The organism is Polaromonas sp. LjRoot131 (genome assembly GCF_964252805.1).
Lineage (GTDB): Bacteria > Pseudomonadota > Gammaproteobacteria > Burkholderiales > Burkholderiaceae_C > Polaromonas.
In genome coordinates, this window is record NZ_CAXUPF020000004.1 from 490,986 (window position 1) to 517,203 (window position 26,218).

The 26,218-nt window shown below is 60.1% G+C and carries 24 protein-coding genes; 11 read left to right on the forward strand and 13 right to left on the reverse strand.

The annotated features are described in order from the left end of the window. Positions 1 to 18: 18 nt before the first annotated feature. The gene (locus tag ACSQ27_RS19765; protein ID WP_436157184.1) at positions 19 to 888 is read right to left on the reverse strand and encodes a ferritin-like domain-containing protein; all 870 of its coding nucleotides are present in this window, start codon (positions 886 to 888) and stop codon (positions 19 to 21) included. 306 nt (positions 889 to 1,194) lie between these two features. On the opposite strand from ACSQ27_RS19765, the gene ACSQ27_RS19770 reads away from it, so the two are divergent. Then, positions 1,195 to 1,788 carry a glutathione peroxidase gene (locus ACSQ27_RS19770; RefSeq protein ID WP_436157185.1) on the forward strand — a complete coding sequence of 198 codons (594 nt, stop codon included), beginning with the start codon at positions 1,195 to 1,197 and terminating at the stop codon, positions 1,786 to 1,788. 433 nt (positions 1,789 to 2,221) lie between these two features. Here the strand turns inward: ACSQ27_RS19770 and ACSQ27_RS19775 are convergent, their stop codons facing one another. Continuing rightward, positions 2,222 to 2,839: a glutathione S-transferase N-terminal domain-containing protein gene (locus tag ACSQ27_RS19775; RefSeq protein ID WP_436157186.1), complete on the reverse strand. Its 618-nt coding sequence runs from the start codon at positions 2,837 to 2,839 to the stop codon at positions 2,222 to 2,224. A gap of 135 nt (positions 2,840 to 2,974) precedes the next feature. Here ACSQ27_RS19775 and purB point away from each other — a divergent pair, with 135 nt between their 5' ends. Next, on the forward strand, positions 2,975 to 4,366 hold the full coding sequence (gene purB, locus ACSQ27_RS19780) for an adenylosuccinate lyase (protein ID WP_436157187.1): 1,392 nt from the start codon (positions 2,975 to 2,977) through the stop codon (positions 4,364 to 4,366). Positions 4,367 to 4,471: 105 nt separating this feature from the next. Here the strand turns inward: purB and ACSQ27_RS19785 are convergent, their stop codons facing one another. Both ACSQ27_RS19785 and ACSQ27_RS19790 read right to left on the reverse strand, forming a co-directional pair. Beyond that, the gene (locus tag ACSQ27_RS19785; RefSeq protein ID WP_436157188.1) at positions 4,472 to 4,774 is read right to left on the reverse strand and encodes a DUF2007 domain-containing protein; all 303 of its coding nucleotides are present in this window, start codon (positions 4,772 to 4,774) and stop codon (positions 4,472 to 4,474) included. Between the two features lie 55 nt (positions 4,775 to 4,829). Further along, positions 4,830 to 5,267, reverse strand: a complete 438-nt coding sequence (locus tag ACSQ27_RS19790) for a DUF3717 domain-containing protein (protein WP_436157189.1) — start codon at positions 5,265 to 5,267, stop codon at positions 4,830 to 4,832. Between the two features lie 471 nt (positions 5,268 to 5,738). Here ACSQ27_RS19790 and ACSQ27_RS19795 point away from each other — a divergent pair, with 471 nt between their 5' ends. The 3 genes from ACSQ27_RS19795 to ACSQ27_RS19805 all read left to right on the forward strand — a co-directional run bounded on the left by ACSQ27_RS19795 (position 5,739) and on the right by ACSQ27_RS19805 (position 7,403). Next, positions 5,739 to 6,467, forward strand: a complete 729-nt coding sequence (locus ACSQ27_RS19795; RefSeq protein WP_436157190.1) for a TerC family protein — start codon at positions 5,739 to 5,741, stop codon at positions 6,465 to 6,467. A 58-nt stretch (positions 6,468 to 6,525) separates the two neighbouring features. Beyond that, entirely contained in the window at positions 6,526 to 6,975 is a 450-nt protein-coding gene (locus ACSQ27_RS19800) for a hypothetical protein (RefSeq protein ID WP_436157191.1), read from the forward strand. 74 nt (positions 6,976 to 7,049) lie between these two features. Beyond that, entirely contained in the window at positions 7,050 to 7,403 is a 354-nt protein-coding gene (locus ACSQ27_RS19805; RefSeq protein WP_436157192.1) for a phage holin family protein, read from the forward strand. Here the strand turns inward: ACSQ27_RS19805 and ACSQ27_RS19810 are convergent. Both ACSQ27_RS19810 and tfpZ read right to left on the reverse strand, forming a co-directional pair. Further along, entirely contained in the window at positions 7,359 to 8,909 is a 1,551-nt protein-coding gene (locus ACSQ27_RS19810; protein WP_436157193.1) for a M48 family metalloprotease, read from the reverse strand. The genes ACSQ27_RS19805 and ACSQ27_RS19810 overlap by 45 nt on opposite strands. 64 nt (positions 8,910 to 8,973) lie before the next feature. Next, positions 8,974 to 9,753, reverse strand: a complete 780-nt coding sequence (gene tfpZ, locus ACSQ27_RS19815) for a TfpX/TfpZ family type IV pilin accessory protein (protein ID WP_436157194.1) — start codon at positions 9,751 to 9,753, stop codon at positions 8,974 to 8,976. A gap of 41 nt (positions 9,754 to 9,794) precedes the next feature. Between tfpZ and moaC the strand changes: the two genes are divergently transcribed. Further along, positions 9,795 to 10,280 (forward strand): cyclic pyranopterin monophosphate synthase MoaC, encoded by a 486-nt coding sequence (gene moaC, locus ACSQ27_RS19820; RefSeq protein ID WP_436157195.1) that lies wholly within the window; start codon positions 9,795 to 9,797, stop codon positions 10,278 to 10,280. Positions 10,281 to 10,286: 6 nt separating this feature from the next. Here moaC and ACSQ27_RS19825 read toward each other — a convergent pair whose 3' ends face one another. Then, positions 10,287 to 11,807, reverse strand: a complete 1,521-nt coding sequence (locus ACSQ27_RS19825; protein ID WP_436157196.1) for a PglL family O-oligosaccharyltransferase — start codon at positions 11,805 to 11,807, stop codon at positions 10,287 to 10,289. 379 nt (positions 11,808 to 12,186) lie between these two features. Here ACSQ27_RS19825 and ACSQ27_RS19830 point away from each other — a divergent pair, with 379 nt between their 5' ends. From ACSQ27_RS19830 to ACSQ27_RS19850, 5 genes are all read left to right on the forward strand, one after another. Continuing rightward, a complete protein-coding gene (locus ACSQ27_RS19830) occupies positions 12,187 to 12,996 on the forward strand; it encodes an ABC transporter permease (protein WP_436157197.1) in 810 nt (269 codons plus the stop codon). Continuing rightward, positions 12,986 to 14,215, forward strand: coding sequence for an ABC transporter ATP-binding protein (locus tag ACSQ27_RS19835; protein ID WP_436157198.1), 1,230 nt, complete (start codon positions 12,986 to 12,988; stop codon positions 14,213 to 14,215). The genes ACSQ27_RS19830 and ACSQ27_RS19835 overlap by 11 nt, the downstream gene beginning before the upstream one ends. Further along, positions 14,193 to 15,092 carry a glycosyltransferase family 2 protein gene (locus tag ACSQ27_RS19840; protein ID WP_436157199.1) on the forward strand — a complete coding sequence of 300 codons (900 nt, stop codon included), beginning with the start codon at positions 14,193 to 14,195 and terminating at the stop codon, positions 15,090 to 15,092. Before ACSQ27_RS19835 ends, ACSQ27_RS19840 begins: the two co-directional genes overlap by 23 nt. Then, a complete protein-coding gene (locus ACSQ27_RS19845) occupies positions 15,089 to 16,243 on the forward strand; it encodes a hypothetical protein (protein WP_436157200.1) in 1,155 nt (384 codons plus the stop codon). The genes ACSQ27_RS19840 and ACSQ27_RS19845 overlap by 4 nt, the downstream gene beginning before the upstream one ends. An 86-nt stretch (positions 16,244 to 16,329) precedes the next feature. After that, a complete protein-coding gene (locus ACSQ27_RS19850) occupies positions 16,330 to 18,636 on the forward strand; it encodes a glycosyltransferase (RefSeq protein ID WP_436157201.1) in 2,307 nt (768 codons plus the stop codon). A gap of 82 nt (positions 18,637 to 18,718) precedes the next feature. On the opposite strand, the gene ACSQ27_RS19855 is transcribed toward ACSQ27_RS19850, so the two are convergent. Genes ACSQ27_RS19855 through ACSQ27_RS19880 form a run of 6 tightly spaced genes read right to left on the reverse strand, consistent with a single transcriptional unit; the run spans position 18,719 to position 26,214 of the window. Then, the gene (locus ACSQ27_RS19855; protein ID WP_436157202.1) at positions 18,719 to 19,738 is read right to left on the reverse strand and encodes a glycosyltransferase family 2 protein; all 1,020 of its coding nucleotides are present in this window, start codon (positions 19,736 to 19,738) and stop codon (positions 18,719 to 18,721) included. Continuing rightward, entirely contained in the window at positions 19,731 to 20,594 is an 864-nt protein-coding gene (locus tag ACSQ27_RS19860; protein WP_436157203.1) for an NAD-dependent epimerase/dehydratase family protein, read from the reverse strand. Before ACSQ27_RS19860 ends, ACSQ27_RS19855 begins: the two co-directional genes overlap by 8 nt. Continuing rightward, positions 20,591 to 21,688, reverse strand: coding sequence for a glycosyltransferase family 4 protein (locus ACSQ27_RS19865; RefSeq protein WP_436157204.1), 1,098 nt, complete (start codon positions 21,686 to 21,688; stop codon positions 20,591 to 20,593). The genes ACSQ27_RS19860 and ACSQ27_RS19865 overlap by 4 nt, the downstream gene beginning before the upstream one ends. Positions 21,689 to 21,724: 36 nt before the next feature. Continuing rightward, positions 21,725 to 23,329: a hypothetical protein gene (locus ACSQ27_RS19870; RefSeq protein WP_436157205.1), complete on the reverse strand. Its 1,605-nt coding sequence runs from the start codon at positions 23,327 to 23,329 to the stop codon at positions 21,725 to 21,727. A 9-nt stretch (positions 23,330 to 23,338) separates the two neighbouring features. After that, complete coding sequence (locus ACSQ27_RS19875) at positions 23,339 to 24,250, reverse strand: glycosyltransferase family 2 protein (protein WP_436157206.1); 912 nt, start codon at positions 24,248 to 24,250, stop codon at positions 23,339 to 23,341. After that, positions 24,247 to 26,214, reverse strand: coding sequence for a tetratricopeptide repeat protein (locus tag ACSQ27_RS19880; protein ID WP_436157207.1), 1,968 nt, complete (start codon positions 26,212 to 26,214; stop codon positions 24,247 to 24,249). Before ACSQ27_RS19880 ends, ACSQ27_RS19875 begins: the two co-directional genes overlap by 4 nt. Positions 26,215 to 26,218 lie beyond the last annotated feature (4 nt).

Consider the following 26,218-nt stretch of genomic DNA (forward strand, 5'->3'; position numbering starts at 1 on the left):
GGGCCATACCCCCGATCGTCAGGCGCCGGCGGGCGCCGGCTTGACGGCGATGGAGCCGGCGAGCTCCTTGCCGATCTCCTTGCGGTAGCGGTTCAGCTCCTGCACGGTCTTGAAACTCTGGTTCATCAGCAGGCTCAGGTTGTGCAGGATGCGCTCGACCACCTTGCCCTCCCACACCGCGTCGAACTTGATCTGCGTGTCCAGCCAGTGCTCCAGCCACTCGGGGTTGGGCAGGCGACTCTGGATGGTGTCGCGCGGGAACAGGCTTTTGTTCACGTGCAGGTTGGTCGGATGCAGCGCCTGCGCCGTGCGCCGTGCACTGGCCATCAGGACGCCGACCTTGGTGAAGGCCGTCCTCGCCTCATTGCCGAAGTTGTTGATGGCGCGCTTCATGTAGCGCAGGTAAGCACCGCCGTGGCGCGCTTCATCCTGGCTCAGCTGGGTATAGATCTGCTTGATGACGGGCTCGGTGTGCCATTCGCTGGCGCGGCGGTACCAGTGGTTCAGGCGAATCTCGCCGCAAAAATGCAGCATCAGGGTTTCCAGCGCGGGTGCGGGCTCGAACTCGAAGCGCACCTCGTGCAGCTCTTTTTCCGTGGGGGCCAGGTCGGGGCGGAAACGCTTGAGGTACTCCATGAGCACCAGCGAGTGCTTTTGCTCTTCGAAGAACCAGATAGACATGAAGGCCGAGAAATCGCTGTCGTCCTTGTTGTCGCGCAGGAACATTTCCGTGGCGGGCAACGCGGACCATTCGGTGATGGCGTTCATCTTGATGGTCTGCGCCTGCTCGTCGGTCAGCTTGGCCGGGTCGAAGCTGGCCCATGGAATGTCTTTGTCCATGTCCCAGCGGACGGATTCAAGTTGTTTGAACAGTTCGGGGTAAAGCATTGAGAACTCCTTCGCAATCGAATTCGCAGATAAATCTGCCTTGGATGCCTGCTGGCGCATCCTGGGTACTAATGTGATTTTAGGCGGCTAATGTGACAACTAGCGATTTGTCGGCAATTTACCGGCAAATCAGGAAAATTCGGGCCTATTCCGGCGTGTTTGCCTACTTGAGCGCCGACTTCAGCTGCATTTCCGTTCGGAAATGCGGCACACCAGCAGCCAGGGTTTCACCCGGACAAGTTGTGTCTCCCATCGAACAGCGTCAGAATGAACGCGCCCTCCATCTAATTGCCCGAGAGTTTAACCATGCAAGCCTCCGCGCTTCGAACCCTCTTGCTGGGCATGCTTTGTTGCGGTCTCCTGCTGGCGGTCTCTCCGCCCGGGCAGGCTGCCACCCCGGCCACCCCGGCACCCACGACCTGTAGCGGTTTTTTGCAACAAACCTTTTTACGCCTGCAGGACGAAAAACCTCAGTCCCTGTGCCAATACAGCGGAAAAGTGGTGGTTGTGGTCAACACCGCCAGCTTCTGCGGATTCACGTCTCAATATCAGGGACTGGAAGCGCTCTACGCCAAATACAAGGAGCGCGGCCTGGTGGTGCTGGGTTTTCCCTCCAACGATTTTTCACAGGAAACCGGCAGCAACAAGGAGATCGCGGACTTTTGCGAGAACACCTTCGGGGTGAAATTCCCCATGTTCACCAAAACCAGCGTGACCGGCAAAGACGCCAACCCGCTTTTCAAACAGCTGTCGGCCAAAACCGGCACTACCCCGCGCTGGAATTTTTACAAATACGTGATCGCACGGGACGGCAGCAGCGTCACCAGCTTCAACTCGAAGGCCGACCCGTCCGGCCAGCCTTTCCTCACAGAGATCGAAAAGCAGCTTGCAGTTCGCTGACGGGGCGGCAGAACCGGCAGTCATTCGGCAAGCCAGCCGCGCCTCTACCCCGTTAACAAAAATTTACCTGGCAGACCCTTTGCCCGGGGAACTACCGGGCCTTCGTGCGCTCATACTTACGTATGCGCAATTTGCTCTCGCAAGAGACAAAGGTGCAGCCAAAACAGTTTCATTGTTGCGAAGCCTTCTGAGCCGTCCAGGTTCAGCTGCAATCCCGGGGCGCTCCTCCTCCTCCCTCCCTCCCTCGTTCGCGCCGGGGCGCTTCGCAGCATTTTTATATTCCAGCCGGCAAGGCGCCGCCCATGAGCGGCGCGCCTTTGCCTTCCGGGGTTACCGGATTCCAGCATTGCCGGTTTGCTGCGATACAGAGCCTACCCGGAGCTGGCTATTCGCCTCGGCTCGGGCCTCCGCATTGATCAACCCCCACGGGAACTCAGCCCGGCGGGATCGTTTCCGCGAAGCTGGTGCGCTGCATGAGCTTGTCCTGCAGCCGGGTCAGGTTGGGATAGAGTTCGCGCCAGTTGACCTGGGTGAAACGCAGGTCGAGATAGCCCAGCGCACAGCCAACCGCCACGTCCGAGAGGCTGAAGTGGATACCGCTGCAGAACGCCTTGTCGCCCAAGCCGGTGCTCATGGCCTTGAGGGTGGCGTCTATCTTGCCCATCTGCCGGTCAATCCAGGCGTCGCTGCGCTGCTTGGCGCCGCGGCCACTCCAGGTAGCCTCCAGACGCGCGAGGATGGCGGCGTCGACCAGACCGTCGGCCAGGGCTTCCCAGGTCTTGACTTCGGCGCGCTCGCGGCCCTGGGAGGGAATCAGCTTGCCGACGGGCGACAGGGTGTCCAGGTATTCGACGATCACGCGCGAATCGAACACGGCTTCGCCGCCTTCCATGACCAGGCAAGGCACCTTGCCCAGGGGGTTGGACGCGCCGATGGTGGTGTTCGCCGCCCAGACATCTTCCAGGATGAACTGGAAGTCGAGCTTTTTCTCGGCCATCACTATGCGCACTTTGCGCACATAGGGGCTGGTGGCGGAGCCAATGAGTTTCATGATGGTGTGAGATCGTGGTCCGAGGGAAGTGCATTCTATCGAGTAAGCCCAGCCCCCGGCTGACAGGTCCCCCCAAACGTCGCAAATCTGGACAGTCCCGCCAGCCGGCCTGGGGCGCGCCCCTACAATTGGAGGATGAGCTCTTCCACCCCGTTTTCCACCATCAACGCCATCTCCCCGCTGGATGGCCGCTACGCCGGCAAACTCGCCCAATTACGCCCCTTGATGTCCGAGCAGGGCTATATGCACCGCCGCGTCCAGGTGGAGGTGGCTTGGTTCATCGCGCTGTCCGACGCAAAATTCGCCGAATTCAAGCCGCTGAGCCCCGGCGCCCGGACCTATTTGCTGGGCCTGGTCAAGAATTTCTCCGAAGCCGACGCCGCGGCCATCAAGGAGATTGAAAAAACCACCAACCACGATGTGAAAGCCGTCGAATACTGGATCAAGTCCAAATTCGAGGCCAGGCCTGAGCTCAAGGGCGCCAGCGAATTTGTGCACTTCGCCTGCACCAGCGAGGACATCAACAACACCAGCCACGCGCTGCAGCTCAAAAGCGGCCGCGACCTGGTCGTGCTGCCGGCGCTCGACAAGGTGATTGCCCAATTGCGCGACATGGCCCATCTGTTTGCCGCCGAGCCCATGCTCAGCCGCACGCACGGCCAGACCGCCAGCCCGACCACGGTCGGCAAGGAGATCGCCAACGTCGTGGTGCGCCTGGCCAATGCGCGCGAAAAAATCGCCGCCGTCAAGCTGATGGGCAAGATGAACGGCGCCGTGGGCAACTACAACGCTCACCTCTCGGCCTGGCCCGACTTCGACTGGGAGGCCTTCAGCCGCAGCGTGATCGAAACCCCCGAGCCGCTGGGCCTGGGCCTGACCTTCCAGCCCTACAGCATCCAGATCGAGCCGCACGATTACATGGCCGAACTGTTCGACGCGGTGGCTCGCGTCAACACCATCCTGATCGACCTGGCCCGCGACATCTGGGGCTACGTCAGCGTGGGTTACTTCAAGCAGCGCTTGAAGGACGGCGAGATCGGCTCGTCCACCATGCCGCACAAAGTCAACCCCATTGACTTTGAAAACGCCGAAGGTAACCTGGGACTGGCCAATGCGCTGCTGCGCCACATGAGTGAAAAGCTGCCGATCTCCCGCTGGCAGCGCGACCTGACCGACTCGACTGTGCTGCGCAACATGGGCGTAGCGCTGGGCTACGCCGTGCTGGCCTACAACTCCCTGAGCGTGGGTCTGAACAAGCTCGAGCTGAACCGCGAAGCGCTCAGCGACGACCTCAACAGCTCCTGGGAAGTGCTGGCCGAACCGATACAGACCGTCATGCGTCGCTACGGCGTGCAGGGCGCCTATGAAAAGCTCAAGGAAGTCACACGCGGCAAAACCGTGAAAGCCGAAGACCTGCATACGCTGATCCGCTCGCTGGAAATTCCCGAAGCGGAAAAATCCCGCTTGCTGGCCATGACGCCGGGCAGCTACGTCGGCCTGGCGGCCGAGTTGGCAAAGCGCGTTTAACCCCCGTCCAGGCTCACTGCGTGTAGCCTGTCCCCCCCTCCCAGGGAGCGGCGCCTGCGGTCTGGCAAAGCCAGTCCCGCGGCCCCTGCTGGTTGTGCCCCCTCTTCAAGTCGGCATGTTGGCGCCGCAGTTCCAGCACTGCTCAAACCCGCCCTCCACCGTCTCGCCGCAGGCGCACAGCCAGCGCCGCTGCGGCATGTTCTGCAGGCCGTGCAGCAACTCCTTCGCACCCGCCTCCTCATGGTCGTGCGTGAGCCAGACTTCGGGCAGGCATTGGTCGGGCGGCAGTTCGCCGGCCACGCTGCCCAGGAAGTAACGCTGCACGCTGGCCGAAAAACCGGCCTGCTGCAAGGCGCCCACCCACAGCGCGGCAATGGCGATATTGGGAGCGCGGGCCAGTCTGAGCATAGGGTCAGTGTAGCCCGCCCCGCCGCTGATTGCTACCAAATTGATAGCTGAAAGTTCAGGACGTCTCGTCGGAGGAGGCCGGCGTCTTGCCTTCCAGCGCCCGGTCCGCATAGCGGCCAAAACGCCAGGCCGTCGCCTCCTGCGTGATGCGCCGCCAAGTGGTGCGCTTTTCACCGGGCGTCATTTCGGGCCAGCGCTGCACCTCATCGAAAGTGCGGCCGCAGCCCTTGCACAGGGCGTCGCCCTGGCTGGTCGAACAGATCGCGATGCAGGGCGTGTCGGCTGTCGTGTCGTACCAGGTGCGCCAGGCGGCAAGCGCCTTGGGCGGGAAGGTTTTTTCGTCGGCCTCGTCCTCATGGTAAAAAACCAGGAGCGCATAGACCTCGGCCAGCGCGCGCAGTTCGGGCGCCAGCGTCACGCCGTCGGGCGAGGGCTTTTTGTCGCGCCAGTAATTGATGGCGGCTTCGATATCGGTGATGTGGATGCCGGGCATGGGAAATGAAGTACCAAATTAGGTGGCTGGCCGCGCCAAAAGAGAAGGATGCGCGAAGCCGCAGAGCCGGGCCGTTCATTATCGGGTAGACGGCAAAATAGCTTTTCCTGCGCGGATTTGGCCGCGATCGGGGAATATTTCGCCGGCTTGCAAAAAATCCATTTTTATTGTCAAATATCCGGACGAAGGGGAGTAACTCCCTCGTTTTGCTGCAATATTCGATAACAGACACCACAGCAAAATCGCTAACAACAAGTCGTCATTACGAAGTTCACACTTCCGGCTTGTTGGGCATGCAGCGACACTGCATGTCGAGCCAGACCTTCGATTGAAACCTGAACAGGTTTGATCGAGGCGTTCGCGGCATAAATTTATCCCAGCCGAACCCACTCACAGGCCTTTTCCGGTTTCACGAATCCGGAAGTCCGTTCATTCGGATTTCCAAGTCGAAACTTGACATGGAGTGTGAGCTTGGAATTATTTACTGCCCCCTGGTGGTCCGCCCTTTTGGCGATCATCCTCATTGATCTGGTGCTCGCCGGCGACAACGCCATCGTGATCGCCCTGGCCGCGCGGAACCTGCCGTCCCACCTGCAGAAAAAAGCCATCGTCTGGGGCACCGTGGGCGCCATCGTGGTCCGCTCCGCCATGACCGTCGGCGTGGTGTGGCTGCTGAAAATCCCCGGCCTGATGCTGGTAGGCGGCCTGGGGCTGCTGTGGATCGCCTACAAGCTGCTGGCCGACCAAGGTGACAAGGAACACGACGGCCCCGTCGCCAGCACCTTCTGGGGCGCCATGAAAACCATTGTGGTGGCCGACGCCCTGATGGGCATCGACAACGTGCTGGGCGTCGCCGGTGCGGCGCACGGCTCCTTTGACCTGGTCGTCATCGGCCTGCTGGTGAGCATCCCCATTGTTGTCTTCGGCAGCACCATGGTGCTCAAGCTGGTGGAGCGCTTCCCCATCATCATCAACCTGGGCGCCGCCGTGCTGGCCTTCACCGCCGCCAAGATGGTGATAAGCGAACAGCTGCTCGACCCGATTTACGGCGGCCCCGGGGCCTTACCCTCCGCCGCCAACCTGCATACCGCCGCCCAGTGGATCACCTACGCGGCGGCGGTGGCCGGCGTGCTGGGTGCGGGCTGGTGGGCCACCCGGCGCAACCGCTCGACCGGCGACGCAGACCTGATCCCCCACTGAAACCGGCAACCTGTCACCAGCAAGCTTTCTAAAACGACGACAACTCAAGGAGAACTTCATGGACAACATCATCGTGTACGTTGACGACGCCGCATATGCCCTGCAGATGCTGCAACCCATGCTGCCGGCCGGCGGCGCCCGCAACCCCACCCGCTGGATCGTGGTCGGTTGCGCACCCCGGGTGACGCACCGCGTCAGCAAATGGGTGACGCACAGCGCGCGCGAAAGCTGGCGCGGCAAGTGGGCGGAAAAAGTCTTCGCCCAACTGATGCCCGTGCTGGAAAAAGAGGGTGACACGGTGCTGACCCAGCTGGCGCAAACCACCTTGATCACCCAGACCGAATCCCTGATCAAACAGCACGGCGCCGCGCGCGTGCTGGATGCGCGCCGGCCGAAGTTCGGCCAGGACATGCAGCCCGTGACGGCTTCGCAGGCCCAGGAAAGCCACGGCGTGCTGGGCTATGCCACGGCGCTGGCAAGTGCCGGATTGCTGGTGGCGACCGACTGACAAGCGCCCGCCACCCGTTGTCAATGCGCCCCCAGGGGCGCATTTTTTTGGGCGACCGATGGTATTCTTCAGCCATGAAACTCCTCCTCAAATGGCTTTTCAGTGCGGCCGCCCTGCTGGCGGTCGCGTACCTTTATTCGGGTGTGGCGGTGAGCAGCTTTACCGGTGCGCTGATTGCGGCCGCCGTGCTGGGCGCGCTCAACATGGTGGTGCGCCCCATCCTCGTGCTGCTGACGCTGCCCGTGACGCTGGTGACGCTGGGGCTTTTCCTTTTTGTCGTCAACGCGCTCATGTTCTGGGCCGCGGCCAGCCTCACCAGCAGCCTGAACGTCGCCGGCTTCGGCGCCGCACTGATAGGCTCGCTGATTTATTCGGTGTTGCAGCTAGTGATCGACTTTGTCCTGGAGCGCCTGTTCCTTGATAAGTGATTCGGTCTGGCGTGTTCGCGTGTCGAGGATGGAACCCTCCACGTAATCAGCGCTGCCGGGGTTGCTGCGCATCAGGCCCTGCGCTGCCTTGAAGCGATCCAGCGCCGCCGGATAGTCCAGCTGCGCCGCCCGGCTTTCCGCATCGGCGCGAATCGCCCGCACATTCTGGTTCTGGTTGCCGTAAGCCACGGCGAGCAGCTGCCAGGCGGTCGCATCCTTGGGATGGGCCGCCACCCAGGTCTGCAGCCGGCTGGACACGTCCTGGGCCCGCTGCGCCGCCAGCAGCGAACGGGCCTGGGTCAGGACCTCCGCGCGCGACGTCGCTTTTGAAATATCGACGCTTGCTGCCGTGGCCGGGACGACGCCGGCCAGCAGGTCGATGTCGACGGCCAGCAGGTCCGCCGCGCCGGCCGCTTGCGGCACCTCCGCAACAAACGGCCTGAGTTTTGCCAGAAAGGTTCTGGCGCCCGCAAAATCGCGCAGCTGCGCCGCCGCATAAGCGCCCGCGTACACAACACCGACATCGCGCACGTTGTCCGCCGAGGCCGGTGCCTGCATGACCAGTGGCGAAGTGCGCCGCTGGGCCTCCGCCACCATGGACCGCAGCGCATCCACGCCCGGCGCGGCCAGGATGCGCGCGCGCGAGGCCATCATGGCGTGCAGCACACGGGCCTTGCCGGCTTCGACCAGTTTTTCACGCGAAGGCTTTTCGGCCTCCATCGAGGCCAGTTGCACGCGCGCCTGCGCCGCGGCAATCCGTTCGGTCGTCAGCGGGTGGGAGCGCAGGTAGGGAAAGGAGCCGTTGTCGTTCAGGCGCGAGGCCTGCTGCAGCTTTTCGAACATGGCGGTCACGCCGCGGCTTTCAAAACCGGCGTCGGTCATGACGCCGAAACCGATGCGGTCCGCTTCCCTTTCCATGTCCCTGGAAAAATTGAGCTGGTTTTGCACCGCCACCGCCTGGCCGCCCACGATGGCGGCGCTGGCGGCATCGCCGTTTTTTCCGGCCGCCAAGGCGCCCAGAACCATGGCGGCGATCATCCACGGCGTCTGGCGCGACTGCTGCGTCAGCATGCGCGAGATGTGCCGCTGCGTGACGTGGCTGATTTCATGGCCGAGCACGGCGGCCATTTCGTCCGCGCTGCCGACCGCCGCAATCAGGCCCAGGTGCACCCCGAAGTAGCCGCCGGGCAGGGCGAAGGCATTGATGCTGCGGTCCCGGATCAGGAACACCTGCCAGGCAAAGCGTTCTTCAAGCTCCACGTGCAATTCACCGCGCGCGCGGGCGGCGGCTATCAGCGGCAGCCAGAGGCTTTGCACGTAGTCGACCAGCACCGGGTCATCGATGTAGTCCGGGTCCCGGTAAATACTGGCGGCGATGCGGTCGCCGATACGGCGCTCCGCCGCGGCGGCCAGTTCGGAGGTTTCACCCAGCGAAGGCAGGGAGCCCGTCGTGACGCCGGGCGCACTGGCGGGCGCCTGGGCGAGAGAGAAGTTGGCCAAAGCCACCCACGCGAGAACACCCAGCGCCAACCGGCCTAAAACGCGGCCTTGCCTTGGCGGCTGCTTGTGTTTAGAACGAATCAATGGGTACAAAAGCAATAACCTCTGCGGTGTTGGCGTCCACCAGGACCGTCCAGAATGTTTTCCGCCCCACCATGGGGATGTAGCCTAGGGATCCGACCTTGCCGTTCCCGCCGGAGGCCAATTTCAGCGCGGCGTCAATTTCACTGACCCTGTCCGGAAAACGCTTTTTAAGCTCCTCCAGCGGCCGGGCACGCGCCAGAACCTGGGGCTTGCCCTGATCGTAACGCTGCCAGAACCCGGGGCGCGCGCCCAGCGGCAAACCCGCCAAAGCCTCAAAAGTGATATCGGAGCGCTCCTTGTCGTCCTTGAAATCACGCACCGAGAGCAGCGTCGGCCCCGTCAGCGGCAGCGTGCCCAGCCCCGCCGGTGCCCGGCCCAGTTCGTCCCTGGGTACCTCAATGGCATGAACAGCCCTGAAACGGTCTATTTCAAACACCAGGTGCACGGGCCGCACCACGGCAACCGTCCATAAGCCGTAGGCCAGCGCAGCCAGCTGGAACAAGCCGATCACCACCAGGTCGCGGCGCAAGACCTTGGTGGCCTTTTTGACGTTAAACACCGCCAATGTCAGCAAAGGCCCCATGACCACGTCGACGGCCACCACGATCATGAACAATTCGCGGCCGCCCGAGATTTCCCGGTAAGGATAGGGGTACCAGACAAAAAAAACCAGCGTGGCCGCGAGGGCCGCAATCGCTACGCTGATACCAAAATGCACACCCGCCGCCAGCAGACGGCTCTGGAGAGGACTTTGAGTCACAAACATGGTCTTATGATGAGGGCCCGTTGTAAAGGTTTCGTAAAAGCATGGCCTCCCCTCCCGCACTCACCCACTTTGACGGCCAAGGCCAGGCCCATATGGTTGACGTGGCGGGCAAGGCGGCCACACACCGTGTCGCCATTGCGCAGGGCCGTATCGTAATGAATCCAGCGACACTGTCCATCATTCTGCAGGGCAGCGCAAAAAAAGGGGACGTGCTGGGCATCGCACGCGTCGCCGGCATCATGGCCGCCAAAAAAACCAGCGAGCTGATCCCCCTGTGCCATCCGCTCGCCTTGACCCGCGTGGCCATCGATTTCCTGCCGCAGGAGAGCGATTCCAGCGTCGCCTGCCGGGCCACCGTGGAAACCGTCGGCCCGACGGGGGTGGAAATGGAGGCGCTCACCGCGGTGCAGGTGGCGCTGTTGACAATTTACGACATGTGCAAGGCGGCCGACCGCGCCATGACCATCACCGACGTGAAACTGCTCGAGAAGCACGGCGGTAAATCCGGCAGTTTCACCAACCCCTGAGCCGCTCTAGGGCAGGCGCTCAATGCCTGGAAGCGGGCCGGCCTTTGCCGCGGCCCAGCGCGCATGCTCCTTCGGAAAAGCCGCCCGGTAACGCGCCAGGTGCGCCAATGCCTCATCGTCCAGATTCAGCATCACGGCGCTTTCAATCACTTTTTCAATCACCACCGGCTCGGGCGAATAGTGCAGCAAGGCCGTCGCCGTGTTGAAGGTCCAGCGGGCGTTGTCGCGTGTCAGGGGAGTCAGCGCCAGCTCAGCAAAACGGACCTGGTTGCGGAACAGCCAGGAGTCCCCGATCTTGGCGAGGGTGCCCTCGCGGTAAGCGGCATCACGATCCGGTGGCGCCAGGTAGATCTGGCTGACACGGTGGTAGTCCCACGCAGCGTAGGCGCAACACCCCATCGCCACCGCGGCCAGCAGCCGCCTGACCACAGGCGCCCGGGTGGCCGCGCCAGGCCCCGGCGTTCCCGAGCTGGTCCGCCACAGCAGGCCAACGCACAGGCCGAAAGCAATCTGAAACGGGCCGTACCACAGCGGATACTCCAGCAGGCTGTGCAGCAGGATCACCGCCAGCACGCCCCAGGCGAGCTGGCGCACGGGATCCGTCTCGCGCCAGGGCCGCTGCCGCAACGCCCACCACGTCCCCAGGCCGCACGCCAGCAACGCCACCGGAATGCCCAGTTCAACCGCCAGGTGCAGGGGCAGGTTATGGGCGTTGTCCAGAATGTCGCAGAACCGCGGCCCGGCATACAAAGTGGCGTAGTGCGCATAGTCCAGCTCGCCCCAGCCCCACCCCAACCAAGGCCTCTGCGCGATCAGGTCCAGCACGTTCGACCACAGCACTTTGCGGCTCGCGCAGGCCAGCTCGCCGCCCCGCAGCCGGGCCAGCATGCCGTGCGCCGCCGGGTCCAGTCCCAGCAGCCACGGCAGTGCCAGCGTCGCCACGGCATAGGCCAGCACCGCCGTGACCAGAAGGCGCAACACAAGAGGCCTGCGCCACAGGCCCCACACCCCGGCCAGGCCGCAGAGCACTACCAGTTCCAGCAGGCCCGCGCGCGAGGAAGACGCGGCATTACCGGCCGCCAGCAGGCCGGCGCCCAGAAACAGCCACCACTGGCGAGGTCCCGCCGCATCGCGCCGGCTGGCGAACCAGAGCAGAGCCGCCAGGGCAATGTTGGTCAGGCTGGCAAACTGGTTGCGCTGGCGAAGGTTGGCAAACGCCTCCCCGGGCGCCGCCGTCTGGCTCACCCACGCCCCCAGCGCAGCCGTCGCGCCGAAGTATTGCAGCAGGCCTATCAAGCTGCTGACCAGGCCGGCGATCAGCCAGGCCCATGCCGCCGGCGCCACCCAGCGCTGGGCAAAAGAGGCATCACCGGTCGCATGGCCCGGAATGGCGCGCAACGAGGCCATAAACACCAGCGCCGCAGCCGCGGCGAGCGACACAAGCCAGGGCACAACGCCGGGCGAGGGGCCGGGCGCGAGCGGATTGAGCCAGGGCAGTGCCAGAAAAAAAGAGGCGATCAATTGCATGGACGTGGGGTGCCGGAAAACTCGAAGCAGTCACTCATAGGGTTCAAGAGAAGAAGACCGGAGTTTGCGAGGTTAACTGATCCGGGCGACCAGGGATTTGCCTCGTCCCAGCGGTTGGCGAGGACGACAAATCAGCGCGCCCCAGCCGCTGGTCCGCCCAGTCGCACCGGCAAGACGCCCGAAGCATGACAGTACCGCCTTTTTCAGGCTTCCATGCGTTAGCATCGTGTCGTTACGCCTTGAAGGCGTACGAACAAGGCCTCTCGCGCCGGTACAGCCAGCCATCACCGAAAAATATGCACCACCTCCGTGAACAAGCGCGACCCGATGTCACTCAAGCTGGCTTTAGTACGCCAGCCTATGGGGCGCCTGCCAAGCCATGAGCACGGTTGTTTTAAACCCCCTGCGGATCATTTCCGATATCTGGCGCCACCGTTACCTTCTCGGCCAGCTGATTAAAAGGGACGTGCTGCTGCGCTACAGGGGCGCGATGTTCGGCGTGTTGTGGATTTTCCTCAGCCCGCTGTTGATGCTGGCGATCTTCGCCTTCATCTTCGGTCAGATTTTTCAGACACGTTGGCCTCAACAAAGTGGCGGCCTGCCGTTCTGGTTGCTGCTTTACAGCGGTTTGATCACTTTCAACATTTTTTCCGAGACAGTTTCCCGTGCGCCGGTGTCTGTGCGCGGCTATTCCAGTTTTGTAAAGAAAATCATCTTTCCGGTGCACATCCTGCCCGTCGTTCCCTTGGGGGCGGCGCTGGTCCATAGCGCATTCAATTTCTTCATACTGGTGGCCGCACTGGCGTGGGCAGGCGGACTGCATGGCCAGATCGTGCTTTTTCCGGTTTTGTTGCTCCCCGTGTTGTTACTCGCATTGGGGCTGTCGTGGTTCGTGGCAGCATGGGGCGTATTCATCAAGGACATGACGCAAATTATTCCTGTGTTCGTGCAAATGCTTATGTTCTTGTCTCCTGTGTTCTATCCGATCAGTGCGGTGCCGGCCGCGTTGCGCCCCGCCTATGAATACAACCCCTTGGGGATAGTGATCGAAGCTTCCCGCGCTCTGATCACCGGCCAGCAGATTGAATGGGGGACATGGAGCATGGCACTCGGCGTTTGCCTGGGTGCGTCGGTGTTGGGATACGCCTTTTTCCAGCACAGCCGAGAGGAATTCGCCGATGCACTCTGATGTCGCGATCTCCGTCAACCACCTGGCCAAAACCTACCGCATCTTCGGCCACCCGGGCGACCGGATCAAGCAAGCATTTACGCTCGGACGAATACGCTTTCATCGTGAATTTACTGCACTGAAAGATGTCTCTTTTGATATAAAAAAGGGAGAAACCGTCGGCATCATCGGTCGCAACGGATCAGGCAAGAGCACACTGCTCCAGCTGATTTGTGGCATTCTTAACCCAAGCGCGGGATCAGTGAAGATCAATGGACGAATTTCAGCATTGCTGGAACTAGGCGCGGGCTTCAACCCAGAATTCACGGGGCGAGAGAATGTCTACTTCCAGGGTGCCGTGATGGGCCTGAAGAGAACCGAGATAGACGAGCGCTTCGACCAAATCGCGGCCTTCGCGGATATCGGTGAATTTATTGACCAGCCGGTGCGGATCTATTCAAGCGGCATGTTTGTCCGGCTTGCATTCGCTGTGGCCGTCAACGTCGATCCAGACGTTCTGATTGTGGATGAGGCTTTGGCAGTGGGGGACATGGAGTTTCAGGAGCGCTCCATCACGCGAATGAGAAGCTTGCAGAGTACCGGAACGACCATTCTTCTCGTTACCCACTCCATGCCCGCAGTCAGGAATTTTTGCCAACGAGCAATCTGGCTGGACAGCGGTAAAGTGATACAAAGCGGCGACGCGCCCACGGTGTGTGCCGCCTACCAGGCACACACCAATCAAGACGTTCGCAGGAAGAATCAATCAAGAGAAGATTCGCATGCGCTCCTCGAAGGAAACCAGGACGGCCAGCGATCTGGGCGCAACAAGATAATCGCAATTGCAAAGGCCGCCGTAGAGAATGAGCGCCTGGAGGTAGGCGGCAGTTTGGTGCTGCGGTTTTCGCTGCAGTTTCCCGGATCAGCAGCTGCGCCGGCCGAATTCGGTTTGGGAGTATTGATCCACAATGACCAGGGAAAATTGATCGCAATTTTCAACACGGTCCGCGACAATATCTTTCTCTCGGAAACCGTGCAGGATATTAAGCTCTGCTTGCCTAGCATCGGATTTATGCCCGGCCACTATTGGGTTTCAGCGAATGTTTGCGACCGTGACGCCATGTTCGCTTACGATGAATTTGAGCGATGCTCTTTTTTCGAAGTGGTGGAGGAGTTCAGTCTTAAGGGGATTCCTCGGTGGGAAGGAGAGGTTGCCTGTGCGCATACTTGGCTTTGGTAAAAAATGGCATTTGCGCAAAACCGAAACTATTACGGTTGGCAATAAAGCGCTCCTGAAAGGCACACACCGCCTAGTGGGAATCACCCGGGTTCGCAACGAATCTCTTGTTTTGGGCGACACCCTCGATTATGTCGGGGAGCAGGTCGATGCCATCGTTGCTTATGACGATGCAAGTACCGACGGTACGCTCGATATCCTTCTAAATCATCCCAAGGTTGCGATGGTCATCGGCAATGCCTTGTGGGAAAGGGACACAATCGCGCGTCTCTCGGCCGAGACAAGGCACAGAGGACTTTTGCTCCAGCTTGCACGCTCAAAACTGAATTTCGACTGGGCCCTCTGCTTCGATGCTGACGAACGGATAACGGGCAATCTCCGCGAATTCATCGGCAGCGAATCCGCCGCCAGATACAACGGCGTACGGGTTCGGCTGTTCGATGCGTATATGACAGCCGAGGACCATACCCCATTTGTGCACGGACAACGCTTACTAGATTTTCGGCGATTTTTCGGTCCTGAACAAAGAGATATTTTGATGCTGTGGAGAAATCTTCCGGCCGTTCAATACTCCGGGCTCGATTCAAGAGAGCCCACCGGGGTCGATCACGTGATCACGAATTTTTATTGCCAGCATTATGGCAAGGCGATTTCCGTCGACCAATGGGAAGAAACCTGCGACTACTACATAAAACATTTCCCACCCGAAACCTATGGGCAGAAATGGTTGGCGCGAAAAGGGCATGCGGTGCATACGCACTCTGATTTTTCGAGACCACTGTTCGAATGGGGCGCCCATCTTTTCAACAACGCAGTCCCATTAGACCAAACTGCACCTACCCTGCCAGCGAAGCGTAAAACTAGCGCTTTTTCCAATTGAATAACACCCCTGTCAAGCGTGCCGTCGTCGCCAGTCATAGCCTGGTCGGCTATGCCGGCTCGGAAGTGCTAACGCTGGAACTTGCTATTGAGTTGCGCAGCATGGGCTGGGAGGTTTCGGTTGCCGCCTTGCTGACAGGTGAGCCCATGACTCTTGAATTCAAGAAGCATGGACTCCGGATTGTTGACTTGCTTCGAGAGCCATCGGCCGTCGAGGGCCTCAAGTTCGATTTGGCGTGGATTCACCACGCCCCGGTTTTGTATGAGCTCTTCCTGGTCCAAAGGATTGAAGCAGGCACGGTTGTTTTCTCCAGCCTTTCCCACTTTGAACCGCTTGAGGCGGTTCCTCAATACAGAGACAAGGTCGGTCTGTTGCTCGCCCACTCCATTGAGAACGGAAATCACATCAAAAAAGAACTGGGACTGGATAGCAGTCAGCTTGTCATATTCCCCAATGCCGTTCCCGGCGATTACTGGGACTCTCGGAAAAAGATTCACAACCCTGTCGCGAGGCATGTGGCAATCATCAGCAATCATCCACCCTCCGAAGTATTGGAAGCAACAGCTCTTCTAAAAAAACAGGGCATGGCCATCACTCATATTGGCCTCGGTGGGACACCGGTCTTGATGAGCCCCGGCCTCCTTTTGAACTACGATGTGGTGATAACCATTGGCAAGACCGTCCCTTATTGTTTTGCCTTGAAGGTGCCTGTTTATTGCTACGATCACTTTGGCGGGCCTGGCTGGCTAAGTGAGGAAAATTTCGTCCTTGCCAGCCAGAACAATTTCTCTGGCCGAGGGTTCTTCAAAAAAACACCTGAAATCATTGCAGATGAGATCGTTAAAGGATATCGCGACTCACTTGGCAGGCTTGATGTACACATGGATTTCGCCGAACGCTTTCTTAACCTGCGGGAAAATTTGGTGTCGCTTTTTGCCCACCCTCGAATCTTGTCCTCTGAAAAGGGAGCCGCCATCGGCGTCAATCAGGTTTTGACGCAGCATAGGCAATACATTCGGCTCGCGAAGATCTTCAGTGTTCGAGAAGCGGAACTCAACAAGGAACTGTTACGCGTGAAGTCCACTGTCTCCTGGCGCATTACCAAGCCCTTGCGATTTATCTGGAACAGGCTTTTTCGAAGCGTCAAGTAACAGCTTCCAGCACCGATCAGCTGGATACGGAAAAGGACATGCGAGTCAAGGCGATGTGATGACGGGGACTTTACTACTTCTTCCTCTTGTATTTCCGAAAATATTATCCAAGCTTCTATTTGTCAAGGGCCCAGATTGTGAGCCATTCACCTCTCACTAACGCAAACAAGAATGGCCAGCCCGAGCCTTGGAACAGCCACGAAATTCGTCCGTGCGTCAACGTCATCATTCCCATTTACCGCGGCCTTGATGAAACACGCCGCTGCCTGGAAAGCGTCATGGCCTCAGGGTTGGGTGAGCGTGTTTTTGTGACACTGATCAATGACGCCTCTCCCGAGCCGGAAATGCGCCCGTTGCTTGAGCAGTACGCCGGGATGCCTTTGGTCACCTTATTGCACAACCCGGTCAACCTCGGCTTCGTCGCAACGGTCAACCGCGGCATGGCCCTTCATCCTCAAGCCGATGTTGTGCTGCTCAATAGCGATACCGAAGTGCCGGCACGCTGGCTGGAACGCCTGCAAAGATGTGCCTATGCCGCACCCGAGATCGGTACAGTTACTCCGTTCTCCAACAATGCAACGATCTGCAGCTATCCTCAATTCTGTTCGGATAATTTGATACCTCATGGGTTTTCCGTTGAAACACTGGATGCATTGTTTAGTGAGGCCAATGCGAATGAGTCTGTGGACATACCGACGGCGGTTGGTTTTTGTATGTACATCAGGCGTGATTGCCTTGATCAGACGGGGCTATTTGATGAAGCGCGTTTTGGCAAGGGATATGGCGAAGAAAACGATTTCTGCCTCAGGGCCACCGCCAAAGGGTGGCGACATGCATTGTGTGCAGATACCTTTGTCTTCCACGCCGGATCAGTCAGCTTCTCCCATGAGCGAGATGAACGCGCCCAAAAAGGGCTTGAATTGGTTATTGAGCGTCATCCAAGATACCCCGTTCTGGTTCAAAAGCACATTTCAAAGGATCCGGCGAAACGCTTACGCCAGCGCGTTGATTTGCTGCGTGTGGTAAAGAGCGAAGCACCTGTTGTTTTGCTGGTCAGCCACCGGCTCGGCGGTGGCGTGGTGAAGCATGAGCAAGAACTGTCTCGCCTGTTCAAGAGGGAAGTCAACTTTCTTCGCCTGACACCCGGCCTCAACGGCCAGGTTGAGATTTCCTGGAACAGAGAGGGTGAACCGCTGCGGTTGCACTTCCTGCTACCCAACGACTGGTCTGAATTGGTTGATTTTTTGAGGCTTGCGCGGGTGATCCGAATACATTTCCACCACCTGATGGACATGCCGCTTCAGATTGAGGGGCTGCCCCAGGCGCTGGCAGTCGCATACGATTTTACGGTTCATGATTATTTTTCGATCTGCCCGAGAGTGACCCTTACTCGCACAGGCAATAGCTATTGCGGCGAGCCGTCAGAAGACGGATGCAACGCCTGCTTGAGGAATGCACCGAGTAACCAGCGTGATATCCGAACATGGCGATCTCACTACGAAAGCCTACTCGCCGGGGCTGAACGTGTTTTTGTTCCAAGCCATGATGTCGCGGCCCGATTAAACCGCTACTTTCGTCTTCCCAATCTCATCGTTTCACCCCATGCGGATATGCAGGGGCAAATTCCCACACCCGCTCCTTGCCTCGTCCCACCCGCGGAGCCTCTGCGCATCGTTGTGATTGGCGCTTTAAGCGCGATAAAAGGCGCCGAGTTATTGGAGTCTGTCGCACTTGACGCAAAAAGCAGGGGGTTATTGCTCGAGTTTCATTTGATCGGTCACGCTCTGCGCAAGCTGGTTACAAAACCAAAAAGCCTGCTAACGACATCACAAGCCTACCGTGACGATGAGCTTCAGGGGCTGTTGAAGGCGGCAAAACCCGACCTCATCTGGTTTCCCGCTCTTTGGCCGGAAACCTACAGCTATACATTGAGCGCGGCACTGATTTCCGGACTGCCCGTGGTGGCACCTGATCTGGGAGCCTTTCCGGAGCGCCTGGCTGGCAGGCCATGGAGTTGGATATGCCCATGGAATCAATCTCCAGGTGATTGGAATAATTTCTTTGTCCACCTAAGAGAGGCTCATTTCCTTTCAGGGACACCGCCGCATCTCTTCTCCCGACGCCCCGAGAACACCAGCGTTGATTTGGCATCCATCTATTTAAGAACGGATAGGGCATCTACGACAACGGCAAGTTACCAGCATGCCATTACCCGTTTTGCCGATACACAAACCATCGTCAAATTACCGCTCATCAGACGTGCGGTGATTGACATGCGAGGCCGCATGCTGCGTATGGGGCTTACGCTGCGATCTCATCCCTCGGTTGGGAAACTGATACGCCGTGTACCGCTGCACTGGCAACATCGAGTTCGGCAATGGCTGGTGAAATAGCCGCCGCTTTCCCATTAGGTTTGCCGTCGAGCCATGCCAGCGGCATTGGCCAAATCGCCTTTGTTCTCCGCACCCGTCTCCATCATCCGATCCTGGGTACGCCGTACCGAACCAGTAATCTCAATTTATGGGGAAACCAGCTGAAAGGCGTGAAGAACGCCAGGCGCCCAATTTTTCTTTCTGCTTGCGCTTGGCATCGCTGGACATTGAGTTCAATGCGCCTTTTCCACAAGGCCCACAGGCAGGCCAGGTAAATATCCCGAAGCAACCGAACGTCCCTTTTGATCAGGGCGAGCACACACCCTTCAAGTACCAGCAAGGCCAGATGGACTAAAACGATCAGTTGGAAAAATGGCGCCGGGTAAGTGCACACCATGACGAAACTCTTGTTTCGCTCGGACAATGCCCGCCGCCTGAAGGTCGTCGCCAACCGCCCCTCTACGGCCTTGCCTCCACCGAAGCTCATGCCAACTCGGTGCCTGTAACCGGAATTCTCCAGGGCTTGGACAGGATAACCCGCCAGTCGCGCTCGGCAACAGAGATACAAGTCTTCGCCGATGCTACCGAACCACTCCGGGAAGCCCCCTAACTCCTCCCACAATGCATTGGGGATCCACAAGCAGGCGCCTATCACCATGGCAACATCGCGCCGGACCGGGTCCAGGTTCGGAATGGGGTTGAGAAAGGGATCGAGCAAGCACCCCCTGTCGATCAACGCACCACTCACGGCATCATATTGAGGCAAAGTGAAAATGGCATGCCGGTCAAGGCGACTCGCCTCTGCGAGCAAAGTCCGCAAGGCGTCCGGATAAAGCGCCGCGTCGTTGTTAAGCAGCAGAAGATATTGGCCAGTGGCTTCGGCCACCATGCGATTATTCGCAACGCAAAACCCGACATTGCCATCGCTGGCAATCAGCCGCACTTGCGGGTAATTTTCCCGAATGTACACCGCGGATCCGTCACTGGAAGCGTCATCGTGGACCAGGATTTCCACGGGGATGCGGCCCTCCTGTGCCAGTACCGACCGCAGGCAATCGTCGATTACCTCCATACCGTTGTAATTGGCAACGCATACGGAAATCAGGGGACGATTGTCATTCATGCCCGCTCAACCAATCCCAGGTCCGCGCTATGCCCTCCGGCAATCCCACCGCCGGTTGCCAACCCAGCCGCGCATTGAGGCGTGAGCTGTCCAGCACCACACTACGGACATCAATGCCTCTTCCTGGCCTGCAAACTGTCGACATTTCCCTGCCGCATTGCGCTTCGACAATGCCCTGAACCTGTTTAACACTGAAACCTACACCGCTGCCAAGGTTGTATGTGCCGGAATCTTGCGGCAGGTTGATGAAGCCCATGGTGGCATCAACGACGTCGTCGATGTAAATGAAGTCGCGAATATTTTCGCCGTCGCCCCAGATTTCCAGCGGCGTGCCGACATGAGCGTGTTCAAGCACTGTACGCACAAGACCGAATCCGCTTTTCATCACCTGACCAGGCCCATAGGCATTGGAAGGGCGAAGGATCGTAATGGAATGTCCCTCGACCCTGAGCGCGTTGCAAAAGGCCTCCTGCGAAGCCTTGCTTGCACCGTGATTGGACAGCGGCGCGAGCGGGCTGTCTTCCGTCACGGGAAGGCTTAGGGGATTGCCGTACACGGTGCCGCCAGAGGAGAAAAAGATCAAATGGGTTTCTGGCTGCTTTTTCAGCAAGTCCAGCAAACGCAAGGTCAAAGCGAGATTCCCCAGTTCCAGGCTCGGGCAATCGGCAGATGCACCTGGCGTGGTGGAGCAGGCGAGATGCACAACCGTGCCGCACTGGGGCAGCACATGCTCAAGCTGCGCTTCCTGGCCGCGCCCGAGAATTTGCACCGGCCTCTTTTCCCGCTGCAAGCGCCTGGCCAAGGCACTGCCGATAAAGCCGGCCCCGCCCAGCAGCAATACGCCATCACGCCTCACGCCTTGCGCTCCAGAAGGTCGCGGTAGGCCGTGGCGTAGCGGCCGGCGCAATCGTCCCAGGTGCCTATCGAGTCCCTGATCCAGCTACGGGCGGCCTGCCCTGTCACCTGGTTCTGCGCCGGGTCCTCCAGCCAATCCAGGCCCTGGCACAGCTCCTCACGGCTGGCCGCAAGCCAGCCAGTTTCGCGATGCTGCACCATGTCGCGATGGGCTGGCAAGTCGGAGGCAAGCACAGGCAGGCCCGCGGCCATGGCCTCCAGCATTACCTGCGGCCGCCCTTCGTCGTGGCGGCTCAGGGTGATCAGCCCGCAGGCCTGGGGGAACCAGTTTTCCAGCAGGTCCGCGGGATGCGTGGGGCCGTGGTAGCGCACCCATGGGGGAAGCTCGAGCGTCTCTTGCATGGGGCCAAACAGGTGTAGTTGCCGCGCATCCCCAAAAAGCCCTTCGCCCCAGGCGAACAGGTCGCCGATCTTGTCACGGGTCAAACGGGTCACCGCCAGCCAGTGTCGCGTATCGCCTGCCGGAGGCTGGCGCACCACCTCAAACCAGGGGTCATCGACCCCAAAGGCAATCGGACGGACCTCGGCCACGTCGCCAAAAGCCTGCTCCAGGGCCGGTCGCATCCATTCGGCGTTGGGCGCCAGGATCGCGCGGCGTTGCCGCAGCACGGCGCGCAACAAGGCCTTCATGCCGGGCAGGCGCAGCAGGCCAAAATCACTGCCCAGCACGGTGATCAGCGCTGGCGTTGTGCTTCCCCACAAGGGCAAGGCATTCTGGAGCCAGTTGACGTGGAAGACGTCGACCGGCCGGCGGCGATAAGCGCGGCCCAACCGCATCAGCAAGGTCAGGATAGTCCCGACAGCCAAGGCCCGCCGGGTGCGTAGCAGGTGCGCGATACCACCTTGCTGCGAAAGGCGGCCCAGCCATAGCGCATCGGCCGGCGTCGTCGCGGCAGCCACATGGGCTGGCAGCTCTCCCGGCGGCGCCCACAGCGAAAGACGAATGTCGCCATGCCGTGCCAGCGCGCCAGCCTGGTTGGCAATGAAACGGCCACGCCAGTCCGTCGGGCTTTCCGGGTAGGAGGTGCTGCTCATCAGGATGTTCAAGCTGTAGTTTCCAGATTGGGGATATCAATCAACATACATGGTCAGCGCAGCCTTCCCGCTCGGCCGTAGCAAGCGCCACTGCGATTTTCCCCTGAGGCAGTCGACAGCCCATGCAGGCAGTTCCGCGCCGCTGACAAGCAGGATACCCCCAGCCGGAGCGTCTGCCCATTGTGCACAGTCATTGCCGTCCGGTGTATAGACTCTCGCCCCGGTCAGGTATCGAATATAGAGAGCGCGATAGTCCGTCAGTATGACTGTCGACGCATCGGCGGAGCCTATGCTTTCCTTGAGCGCACGGCTCATCGGAGAGGTATCGCGCAGCTCCCGGAAGCCAAGGCCGAACGCGGATCGCCAGCGGGGGATGCCGTCGGACGCATAATTTGCGTGAACTCTGCCGGCCTGGTCAAGACCGGCATAAACCAGCAGGCCCAGCAGCAAGGCCATCAGTATTTTCCGGGTGTTCAGGGCACGATCTGAAAATGCAGTGCTCACCGCAGGCGCCATCGCAAGCAGGAGAAAGGGAAACACGACGCCCACCATGCGCAGATCCAGATCGACCGTGGTCTGGATTCTCCTGGCGTAAAGCAGGAAGAGCAGATATCCCGCGAGCCAAACGAGCGGCAGCCAGACTTCGGGTGGACGCAGCCATTGGACACCACTGCGGCGAAATGCCTTGCAAGCCACAAAAGCCGCCGCGATGAGGATCGGGATTTCCAGGTTCGCCCGCAGCACCATGCTGAATGCGAAGAAGGAATGCTCGAACAGGTCAACCATGATGGCCAGGTCTTCCAGCCACCGGCTGGTTTTCGGCATCCCTCCGCGGGCAGATCCAGAGATGTTTCCGGCCAGTTGCCAGTTACGAAACCACAAGGGCAGAGCCACCGCTGCACCCAGCAGCATCGCACCGGTGGCATGCAGGATGCGCTTGCCCAAGGCTGAATTCGATGCAGCGAGAACGGAGAATCCCAGCAAGGGAAGGAAGACCACACCGGCGTACCGGACCCAGTTGGTACTCCCAGCGAGGACGGCAGCGGCCACAAGCCAGATGAATTTTTCTCCGGACATCCGGTATTTCCACAGGGCAGCATAGGCCAGCAGCACCAGGGGCATGAACAGCGTCTCGCTCCACGCATGGCCAAAAATAATCATGTTGGTTGGCGTGAATGCGTTCACAGCCGCCATGACGCCGGCGACCACCGGATTGCCGGTGCTTCTCCAGCCGATCCAGAAAATGACCAGGGTAGTGAGCACCAGCAGTGCGGGGCTTAACAAGGATGGCACATCGTCGACGTTGCCGTTTGCCAGGCCCAGGGCCGACGCCCATAACGCCGGATAGGCGGGAGGCCAGTTCAGCAAAGGCCGCAGTTCCGGCGCCTGTGCGGAGACGTTGCTCGACTGCATCGGGTGGCCGGCCGCGAATTGCAGTGCGGCATCCCGATATGTCAGGGAGTCCATCGTGTAGGCGACCTTGCCGCCGGTTGCATAGTGCATCAACGCCAACGCCGTGCTCAACGCGATCAGCGCCCATATCAGGGGCATCATCCTGCGAAAGATAGAGGAATCGGCAGGATCTGGAATCGTGGTCACAGCGATTTCCAAACGGGCGAGTGGCTGGCATTCCTTCGCCATGCGTGCACCTTATTTGCCTTCGCGATCGTTGGTGTCGATGTTCTTGTAATGCAGGGCGGAGATCTGCTCGGAAACGATGCCGATCAGAAAGGTGAAAACCGCCGAGATGAACAGCAGGGCGCTCATGTTGGTAAACCGGCCGGCTGTCAGGTAGGTATACAGGTAGTAGGCAAGCCCCGTCAGGAAGAAGCCCGCGCTGATAGGCAAAAAAAGCTTTTGCGGTGAAAAAAGCGTGCCGATCTTGATGATGATCAGCAGGAATCGCAGGCCGTCGCGCAGCGGATGAATGTGGCTGGCGCCGCTGGCCCTGCGCGGCGAGTGGATAGGCACATAGGCCACGCCGTAGCCGGCACGGAAAAAGCTCATGGTAATGGTCGTCGGATACGAAAATCCGTTCGGCAGCAGGTACAGGAACTGGCGAAACCGGGCCGCGCGAACCACCCTGAATCCCGAAGTTAGGTCGGCGATGGGCTGCATCACCATCCAGCTCGCGAAGCGGCTGAAGACGTCATTGGCGGCAGCGCGGTGCAAGCCGGCTTGCGAGCCTGCCTGTCGAGCTCCCACCACCATGTCGTAGCCCTTGTTGAACTCCTCCAGCAAGCCTGGAATGTCTTCGGGCTTGTGCTGGCCGTCGGCATCCATAAAAACAATCACCTCACCGAGCGCCGCGCGGGCGCCAGTCTTGATCGCCGCGCCATTGCCTTTGGCGTAGTGGTGCCGCAGGTGTTTGACCCGGTGTTCGATGCACACGGCGGGCGTGTCATCGGTAGAGCCGTCATCGACCACCAGCACTTCCGCATCAGGGATCACGGCCAGGATGCGGGGGAGGAGGTCCCGCAAGCCGGCCGCCTCGTTCCGGGCGGGAAGGACAATGGAGAGGGGGACGGTGTGGGGCATTGTGAGGCGATCAGTGGGCGTCAACGTGCCGCCATGTTAAGCGCAGCAAGCAGCTCGTCGAGGGTCTTTCGCTCCTCGGCCGAAAAATACTCCGTCCGCAATGCCTGGAGCAATTGCCGGGCCTGCGCCAGCTCCCCGGAGATCACGAGCAGCTGTGCCCATTTGAGGCGATTGCTCGGGTTGGACGGGTTCAGTACCAGGGATTGCCCCAATGCAAGGCGGGCTGCAGCAAGGTCGTGTTCATGCAGCCACAGGTAGTCGGCATGCCAGGAATGCAAGATGGACTGGATTCCGGGCGATACCCCGGGGTTGGCCAGGGCGGAGGCAAACACACCGTCCATCTCCGACCGGCTCAGGCATACCGAGCCGGCAATCGACATCTCTTTCATGTTGAACAGCACGCCTGTATCGCCCGGCGCAAAAGGTGTCTCCCGCAGGCGGCGTGACAACTCTTGAACATCCGCCGGTTTCGCCGGCATTCCCGCCTTGCAGTCCAGGTGGATCAGCCCCAGCCAGCTCATCTTGAGATTCGGGTCGAGCTTGCCGGCCATCTCGTAATGCGTGCGGGCTGAAGCGTAGGTTGGCGAGTCTCGCAAGGCCGCATCCGGCAATCCCGCCAATGAGATGCCGGCCTCGTGCCGGGCGCGGGCTGAGGCCGGATGGTTCTGGGCTTCTATCTGGGTACGCCGCGCCTTGTCGCCGAACTGGTGCGCGCGCAAGGCCGTGACAAAGGAAAAATAGCCCACTGCTGCCGCCGCGAACGCGATGCCTATCGTCCTGTGCGTCCCCTGGCGCTCCAGCGCCAGCATCAGGGCCCATCCGGCCGTCACAAAGATGCCCAGGACGGGCAGATAGTTGCGGTGCTCGTGCACAAGCTCCAGGGGCAATACCGTGGATTCCAGCGCGTGCCCGACCAGGAACCACGAGATGCCGAACGCGACAAGCGGCGCGCGTGTTCGCGTGTGCCATGCAAGCAAGACCAGGCCGCCCAGCCCCAGCAAGGCGGGCAGCGTCGTCCATGGCGTCAGCAGGTTGCGGGACACCACAAAATCGTCGTGGTACAGCGCGAACGCCTTGAGGTCCGGCGCAACAATCAGGTCAAGGTAAAACCAGAGCACACGCCCCTCCGTCAGCAGGCGCTCCGTCAGTGAGAACGGGCGCAGTTGATAGCCCGCCCACAACCATTGCGAGCGCGCGGAGAGCGCATACGCCAGCCCGGCCACCAGGAACAGCGCCGTCAAAGCCATCAGGCCACGCGCAAAATGATCGAGACGGCCGGATGAATTCCTGCGCACCACCAGTTCCCAGGCAAGCGCAAACGCAGGAAAGAGCACACCGCTCTCCTTGCTGAGGAAAGAAAGCGGCCAGAAAATACCCCATGCCAGCAACAGCCACGCGGCGGCGGCACGCCCCGCTCTTTCACGACCTCGGATATGCAGCAACAGCGCGGCGAGCAGAAAGAAGGCCGACAGGCTTGTCATGCGCTGCACGGCATGCAAGACCGGGAGCAGCTGGATGGGGTGCAGCAGCCATAGCGCGGTCACGATACCCGACGCAATCAGCAGCGCACTTTGCCGGACCGGCGGCCTGGTGGTGCCCAGCACGCGCCGGGCCAATGCAAACACCAACAAACCGCAGACAAGGTGGATAGCGAGATTGGTCGCCTTGAAAACGAAGGGATCGAAGCCGCTGAAATAATGGTTGAGCGCGAAACTCAACTGGGCGACCGGCCTGCCCGAGGGGCCGGCGCCGCCGCTGGCCAGGGCCTTGTGAAGAGACTCCAGAGAAAAAGTCTCAAGGCGCACACCCTCCGAGAGGGTAATGCTGGGTTCATCGTCAAAAAAGAAATCGCCGTGCAAACCCGGCCAGTAGATGGCAGCCAACAATGCGGCGGCGAGCACAGCCGCGGCCGCAATGAAGTATCGGGTTCGAATCATGCGCAAAAAAGAAAAAAGCCCCTTGGCCAGGCCAAGGGGCTTTGTATCCAATCAA